The sequence below is a fragment of the Kitasatospora sp. NPDC051170 genome (assembly GCF_044455705.1).
Classification (GTDB): Bacteria; Actinomycetota; Actinomycetes; order Streptomycetales; family Streptomycetaceae; genus Kitasatospora.
Map to the genome: position 1 here is coordinate 1 of NZ_JBITFA010000036.1, position 7,106 is coordinate 7,106.

Consider the following 7,106-nt stretch of genomic DNA (forward strand, 5'->3'; position numbering starts at 1 on the left):
ATGTCGGCAGCCTCCTCGGCCGGAGCCACAGCCTCCTCACGCCGCCCCACCCCCGACAGATGGTTGGCAACGTTACTCAACGCCGCGGCCAGGTCAGGGAGGTAGGCCGCAGGATTGGTCTGCGCAAGCCCACGACGCAGCCGGACGGCTTCTTCGGCCGGAGCCACAGCCTCCTCACGCCGCCCCACCCCCGACAGATGGTTGGCAAGGTTACTCAACGCCATGGCCAGGTCGGGGAGATAAGCGGCGGGATTGGTCTGCGCAAGCCCACGACGCAGCCGGACGGCTTCTTCGGCCGGAGCCAGAGCCTCCTCACGCCGCCCCACCCCCGACAGCCGGATCGCGAGATTGTTCAACGCGCTGGCGAGGTTGGGGAGGTAGGCGGCCGAGTTGGCCTGCGCAAGCCCACGGTAGATGTCGGCAGCCTCCTCGGCCGGAGCCAGAGCCTCCTCACGCCGCCCCACCTCCGAGAGCCGGATCGCGAGATTGTTCAGCGCCATGGCGAGGTCAGCAAGGTAGGCGGCCGAGTTGACCTGCGCAAGCCCACGGTAGATGTCGGCAGCCTCCTCGGCCGGAGCCACAGCCTCCTCACGCCGCCCCACCCCCGACACCCGGATCGCGAGATTGTTCAACGCGCTGGCCAGGTCGGGAAGGTAGGCGGCGGAGTTGGCTTCGGAGAGTGGCCGTAGGGCGGTGATACCGGGGCCCTCGGCAGCGAGGGCATGGCCGGGCAGGTGCCGTTGCAGATAGGGGTTCGCCTGTTCGGGGCTGGCGCCGTTCGCAGTCTGGTCGAGGGTGAGAGCGACGAGGGCGCGGACGATCGCGAGGGCGGCCGGATCGGCGGGGCGGGCGGTTGTCGTGCTGCGTAGGTGGGTGATGAGTTCGCGGTGGTAGAGGCGGTAGACGGCCTGGTGTCCGTCGTTGTCCTCGACGATGTAGCGACCGTAGTGCTCGAGGAGCCAGTCGATGTCATCGGGCCCGTAGGCGGTGTCGTGATCGCTGACGGCCTGGGCTGCGGTCTGCCAGATGCCGTGGGCTGGCATGCCGTTGCCTGCGGCCCAAGCCAGGGCGGTGAGCAGGTCTGAGGCGGCGTGGGGAGGTCGGTGTCCGTCGCGGTGCCGGTCGGAGTCGGAGGCGAGGTCACGAGTGAGTGCGTCGGCGATGTCAGCGGGGATCCGGTCTCGCCAGGGCCGGTCGGGGTCGGTGGCGAGGGTGCGGCCGAGGTGGGAGGCGACGATGCGGGCGAACAGGAACCCGCCGCCGGCGGTGCCGGCCCGTTCGGCCAGGGCCCGTGCGATGTCGTCGGACGGGCCGGCCGCGATGCCGTCGGCCCGGAGGCGGCGGCGGACGTAGTCGGCGATGTCCATCGCGGTGTCGTGCTCCTCGTCGAGGTCGAGGATGCGGACGGCGGCACCGACGGTGCGGGTGAGGGCGGTGTCGAGGTTCTCGCCCAGTGCCTGGTGCGGTTGGAACGGGCGGTCGCGGGAGGCGAGCAGGACGGTGCACAGACGGCTGAGGGGGGTGAGGAGTTGTCCGGCGATCAAGGCGGCCTGGCCCGGGGATGCCTCGTCGAGGCCGTCGAGGACCAGGGTGTGGCGCCGTCCGCGCGTGGCGTCCGATCGTTCGAGCCGGGCGATCAGGTCGGCGGGGGTCTTCGGCTCGGGGAAGCCCAGCCGGTAGGCGAGCGCGTCGGCGAGGTCCTGCACACTCATGCCACGGAGGTGGACGGCGGCATCCACGCTGCCCTCACCGGGGTCCGGGTCATCCTCCGTGAGTGGGTCGTGTTCCATCAGGGCGGCCCGCTCCGCCGGATCGGAGAGCGCGGCGATGCGACCCGCGACGGCGGACTTCCCGGCGCCGGCGCTCCCGGTCAGCAGGAGCATTCCCGCCGCCCCGGCGTGGAGCCAGTCGGTGATCTCGCGCAGGGCATGACGCCGGCCGGTGAAGAACCAGCCCTCCTTGGTGGCATCGACACCGCGGGCGGCGAGCACAAGGTGTTCGACCAGGGATTCGCGGCGGGCCGGACGCCAGAGGGGGTTGTGAAAGATCGGGGCGGGGCAGCCGAGGGAAGCGGCCACGGGGCGCTGACCGTCGTCGGGCCAGTCCTCCATCACGGCCAGCGCGAGCGTGTTTCCGGTGATGCCTTCGTTGCGTACGCTCCACTCGTGGCGGTAGCGGCCCCACCGCCCCCGGCCGTCGGCGGAGTCGGCGACAGGGGACCGGGTGGTGCCGGTGGAGCGGTACGGGCCGTCCTTCAGGAGCCGTAGCACGGTTTCCAGGAGCAGTCCGCGAGCCCCTGCGGCCTTCTCGTCGGCCTGGCAGGCTGCGAGGACACCGATCCAGGCGGTACGGGGTTCGGGCAGGGAGCGGGCTTCCCATGCCTTCAGCGCGTGGTCGAGGGCGGAGAGGACTCCGGCGCCGGAGTGGCAGGTGTCGAGGAGGATCAGGATCTGGTCGGCGCGGCTGGTCAGAGCCTGGCTGGCGAGGTTCGCCGGGGAGTAGAACCTGTCCTTGTTGTCGCTGCCTTTGCGGGTGGCATGGGTGGGGAGTCGGAGGTCCCGCGCGTTGTCGATCTCGGCGTGCCCGGACCAGGCCACGACGGCCGGGCCGTGGCCGCCGTTGTCGGACCAGGCGTCGGACCACTGGTCGAGTGCGTCGATCAGGCTGCCCTGCCCCGGATTCTTCACAACGGTCCCGCGGTAGCCGAAGCCGGCGAGGGCATCGGCGAGCTCGTCGACCTGTTCGACCGCGCCCTGGAGCGAACGGAAGGCCGGGTCCTGGTAGTTGTCGAAGACGACCGCCAGGAACGTGCCCTCGATGAGGTGCTGCGGGTCTGCCGTCTGGTCGGTCATGCGTCGCCTTCGAGGATGAGGGTGGGTGCGATGACAGCGGTGCCGATGTCGTCAGGTGGGGCGTACACGGAGACCGCGTACGCGCCCGGTACGAGGTCGCGGAAGGCACCCTCGTACCGGCCGCCGCCGAGATTGCGCAGGGTGCGGGCCTCGACCTCGGCGCCGTCCTCGGCGGTGACGGTGGCCCGGACAGCGAGCGCGTCCGATCCCTCCCGCGCTGTGGCGGCCTCGGCCTCGACGTGCAGGGACTCCCCTGCGGCCAGGTACTCGGGGACTCGGACGCTCAGCGGGTAAGCGGGCAACGTGCCCCGGTAGACGGCAGGGGCCGGGGCGAGCCAGTCGTAGAGGTCCTCGCGGACCCCGCCATGGCTCTTGATCGCGCCGTGGTTGGCGAAGGAGGACCGCACGATGGTGTCGTCGTGGGCGAGTTCGGCGGGGTAGGCGGCGAACCGCGGCACCCTCCTGTCACCGCCCTCGTCCTTGCCCTCGATGGTCTCGATCAGCCGCAGTCGGCCGTCCTCCACCGCGGCCGTGGTGGGGGTGGGCTGGCGGACGCCGACCACGGGCAGGCAGAGTCGGTCCGAGCCGCCCCGCTTCACCCGGTCGAGGGCGGCGGTGCGGATTTCCTCGTGGAAACTGCACGCGTCCGCGATCAGTGCCCGATCGACGCCCTCCAGCGCGGTCGTCAGCTCCCTGGGGTACCGCAAGCCCTCGGGGCTCTCGATACAGGCGTAGTCGGGGGTGAGCTGGTGAAGGGAGGGGAGGCTGCGGCTGAAGACGGTCAGGTCCACCGCCACCGGGCCCAAACCGATCCGGTGCCCGTTGACCAGGGACTCCAGCGCCCCGATCGAACCGCGGTGCGGGGTACCCAGGGTGATGAGCTGTCGGGTGACTTCCGCGCCGCCCAGGCACTCCACCCAGTAGCGGCCCACCAGTCCACCCATCGAGTGGCAGATGGCGCGCACCTTCGCCTCCGCCCGTCGCGGGGCGGTGGCCCGCCAGCGGCCGAGCGCCTCGTCGACCCTGGATGCCAGCACGCCGGCGTTGTAGCGGCAGGAAAGGCGCCAGTCGTAGGCGAACTCGACGAGGTTCACGGGTGCGTCCGGTCGGTCTCCCGGCAGGGCACGACGCAGTGCGAAGGTGCGCTCCAGCCAGTCGAGCAGGCCGCTGTAGCCGTCGACCGGCGACCACACACCGGGGATCGCGTGCAGGGAGGGGACCAGTCCGACCGGCACGACCCCATCGCCCGGGTGCCCGTCGCCGATGTCCTTGGGAAGCCGCAACGCCTTCACGCAACCGGCGAACGTGGCGATCCCCCGGAGAAGCGCTCCGGCGGAGGGCCCCCACACCTCTGTGCCGTCCACCGCCAGCCGGCTGCCCGTGATCCCCGGGATCACGACCACCAGGTCCTCGACCGGCTCACGCCGCATCGCCCCACCCACCGTTCATCGCACCGTTCGCTCCTGCGCGCGGCAACCGCCCCGTCGTTGGCCCTTACCTATCAGAGCGGCGGGAACGACACCCGGTCATTCCTCCAAATCACCTCCCGTGCAGGGTATTCGGACGTCACTTCGGCTAGCTCACCGGCTCCGGTGCGGGGCACCCGAACCGGTGTACGGGAAGCCGCCGAGGCGCGTCGTGGTCTACTCACAGGCGACCCCGGCTCTGCAGAGGTCACCGCCCTCGTGCAACGCCTCGCGCCGACGGGGGCCAGATTCGTCCGCCCGAGGGTCAGAAGCGCTGACGACTGATCAGCTCTCGGTACGGCTCCTGCACTCCCTCGGGGAGATCGTCCGGAGAGAACCATCGAGCCTCCAAGATCTCGAACGAAGCGACCTCGATCCGTCCGCTGACGTACAGCGCCTCGTAGGCGACTTCGACGCGCAGCTTGTATCCGCTCTTCAGGTGCGCCAGCTCGCACACCTTCACCGTGAGCCCGGTCTCCTCCCGGACCTCACGCACGATCGTGTCCTCGAAGCTCTCGCCCTTGTCGGCGTAGCCGGTCGGCAGACCCCACTGCCGACCCTCCGGCCACAACCGGTGCTTGAGCAGCAGGACTCGGCCTTCCTCATCGCGGACGATGCCGTGTCGCCCTCTGCCACAGGGGGGTGGTGGCAGAGGGCGGCTGCTCCAGGATGCCCACAGTCCCTGGAGCGACCGGTGAGGGGAGCAGAAGCCTCGCCGGGTCCCGTTCGCGGCTTCACGCCAACGAGTCACGCGAACGGGGTATGGGTCCCACCACCGCAGAGGATGAGTGGTTGCGCTGTGGTGACGGGCGTTTGCGTCGGGCCGTCGGGGAATCGGGCGCCCTTGATCGCGAACAGGGCGCCGAGTGGGCCAACACCGCGAAGGCCAGGGCGAGTAGGGTCGCTGCGTGCAGTCCGGCGAGGAGGAGCACGGCGGAGGTCAGAGCGTCACGCCCTGGAACACCCGCATCGGCACTTCGGCCACGAGGCGGTACTTGCGGTGGTCGAGGTGGGCGCCGGTGTGCCGTCCGGCCCAATCACTGTACGCCTCGGCGCTGTTCAGGCTGCCCGAGGACTCGTTGCAGGCCGTGCCGGGCTGGGCTTCGGAGATGCAGATGAGGACGTACTCAGCCGGCGCGTCCGGGGTGGGGTCCACCGAGATGGCCCACTCGCTCGCGCCGTTCACGCGTCGGCCTCGTTGCAGTCGGCGTTGGCGAAGCCGGACAGCTTGTCCGGCACGATGTGCACCACCACCCCCGGCCCGCCCGGAAGTTCGCTGAGCTTGGCGGCGTCGACGTCGCGTTCGACGCCGCCGCCCGGCGGACGGATGTAGGCGCGCCGGCCGATCGTTTCCATGTGGACGACGTGTTCGCCGGTCGTCTCGTCCTTGACCAACTCGCCGACCTGGGGCCGGAAGTGCTTCGGCTTCGCCAAGGACGCGGGGGTACATTTGCGCGGCACAGCAGACTCCTCTCCGTAGCGGTCTCGCTACCGGGGAGACACACTTTCCTCTACGCTCAAAAAGCCTTCAACCTTGCGAACCGGAAAGAAATGGGGCCGCGTGAACATCAAGCCGCTCACGCCGGACAGCTCGCCGCAAGCTTCGTTCGGCGCCCAACTTCGCAGCCAGCGGCAAGCGTTGAAGATGTCGCAAGATCAGTTGGCGGAGCGAACCGGCTATTCACCTGGACATATCTCATCCGTAGAAACTGGCAGAAAGCCGCCAACCTTGCGCTTTGCGCGGCAGGTTGATCGGACGTTCGAGACAGGAAGCAAGTTCGCAAACCTGTTCATGGATGTCAGGACAAGCTCGTTACTGCAGGGCTTCGGCAAGTACCTTGCAGAGGAGGCGAAGTCCCTGGAACTCAGGATGTTCGAAATCGGGATCATTCCCGGCCTACTTCAGACACCGGAGTACGCCACAGCGCTGACAACGGCAGCGGTGAACCGAGGAAACATCACGGAGGACCAGGCGGCGGAACGACTCCGAGTTCTAGCCGAACGCCAGAAGTTGCTCGCCCGGCAGCCCGCGCCGCAGCTGTACGCGATCCTCGACGAGAGCTGCATCCGCCGCACTGTCGGCGGCCGTAAGATCATGGCGGCTCAACTCGACCGCCTGGTTGAGATAGCCGCACTTCCTCACATGACCTTGCAGATCGCCCCGTTCTCCATGGGCGAGGCACGAAGTCTGAACCTTCCGGTCTACCTGCCCGTGCTACCCGACCGCTCCGTAGCCGCCTACTCGGAGGCCGCCCAGCAAGGCTGGTTCGAGCGTGATCCCGCCGAGGTACAGCCCTTGCTCACGGCCTACCATCATCTACAGGTAGAGGCGCTACCGCAGGCCCCATCCGTGGCGCTGATCGGCAAGGTGCGAGAGGAAATCCAGTGACCGAACCCGCATGGTTCAAGTCCAGCTACAGCGACAACGGCGGCGCATGCGTCGAGGTAGCGGCCAACCTCACCAGCGCTGTCCCCGTTCGGGACTCCAAGGACCCCGAGGGCCCTGCGCTCATCTTCCCTACCGACTCCTGGCAGTCATTCGTCGCCGCCGTCCAGGCCGGCGAGTTCGGCGACGTCTGAGCGCTCAAGTGGGTGATCCCGTGCGGCCCAAGCCTCACATCGCGATCCCCGAAATCGCCGGGTTCGCCTGCGGCGATGTGCTCGGGTGGGTGGCGCAGGAAGTCGACGTCGTCGACTTCCTGCGCCCCCGTGCCCCTTCGGATCGGCAGGTCACCCGGCCCATTGCTTCCGGCGCAAGCTTCCCCCACCCCACCCACAGCGCCCCGGG

8 protein-coding genes are annotated in these 7,106 nt (G+C 69.3%); 3 read left to right on the forward strand and 5 right to left on the reverse strand.

The window, feature by feature from the left end; genetic code table 11:
- The 5 genes from ACIBCA_RS36965 to ACIBCA_RS36985 form a co-directional block, all read right to left on the reverse strand.
- On the reverse strand, positions 1 to 2,852 hold a 2,852-nt coding region (locus ACIBCA_RS36965; RefSeq protein WP_396287572.1), incomplete at its 3' end, for a tetratricopeptide repeat protein.
- Entirely contained in the window at positions 2,849 to 4,282 is a 1,434-nt protein-coding gene (locus tag ACIBCA_RS36970; protein ID WP_396287573.1) for an esterase/lipase family protein, read from the reverse strand. The genes ACIBCA_RS36965 and ACIBCA_RS36970, both read right to left, overlap by 4 nt.
- Before the next feature lie 301 nt (positions 4,283 to 4,583).
- Positions 4,584 to 4,997 (reverse strand): NUDIX domain-containing protein, encoded by a 414-nt coding sequence (locus ACIBCA_RS36975; RefSeq protein WP_396287579.1) that lies wholly within the window; start codon positions 4,995 to 4,997, stop codon positions 4,584 to 4,586.
- Between the two features lie 261 nt (positions 4,998 to 5,258).
- Positions 5,259 to 5,504 (reverse strand): hypothetical protein, encoded by a 246-nt coding sequence (locus ACIBCA_RS36980; protein ID WP_396287574.1) that lies wholly within the window; start codon positions 5,502 to 5,504, stop codon positions 5,259 to 5,261.
- Positions 5,501 to 5,752, reverse strand: coding sequence for a hypothetical protein (locus tag ACIBCA_RS36985; protein ID WP_396287575.1), 252 nt, complete (start codon positions 5,750 to 5,752; stop codon positions 5,501 to 5,503). Before ACIBCA_RS36985 ends, ACIBCA_RS36980 begins: the two co-directional genes overlap by 4 nt.
- 127 nt (positions 5,753 to 5,879) lie before the next feature.
- Here ACIBCA_RS36985 and ACIBCA_RS36990 point away from each other — a divergent pair, with 127 nt between their 5' ends.
- From ACIBCA_RS36990 to ACIBCA_RS37000, 3 genes are all read left to right on the forward strand, one after another.
- Positions 5,880 to 6,707 carry a Scr1 family TA system antitoxin-like transcriptional regulator gene (locus ACIBCA_RS36990; RefSeq protein WP_396287576.1) on the forward strand — a complete coding sequence of 276 codons (828 nt, stop codon included), beginning with the start codon at positions 5,880 to 5,882 and terminating at the stop codon, positions 6,705 to 6,707.
- The gene (locus ACIBCA_RS36995; protein WP_396287577.1) at positions 6,704 to 6,898 is read left to right on the forward strand and encodes a DUF397 domain-containing protein; all 195 of its coding nucleotides are present in this window, start codon (positions 6,704 to 6,706) and stop codon (positions 6,896 to 6,898) included. Before ACIBCA_RS36990 ends, ACIBCA_RS36995 begins: the two co-directional genes overlap by 4 nt.
- 20 nt (positions 6,899 to 6,918) lie before the next feature.
- The coding region (locus ACIBCA_RS37000) for a hypothetical protein (RefSeq protein WP_396287578.1) at positions 6,919 to 7,106 on the forward strand (188 nt) is incomplete at its 3' end.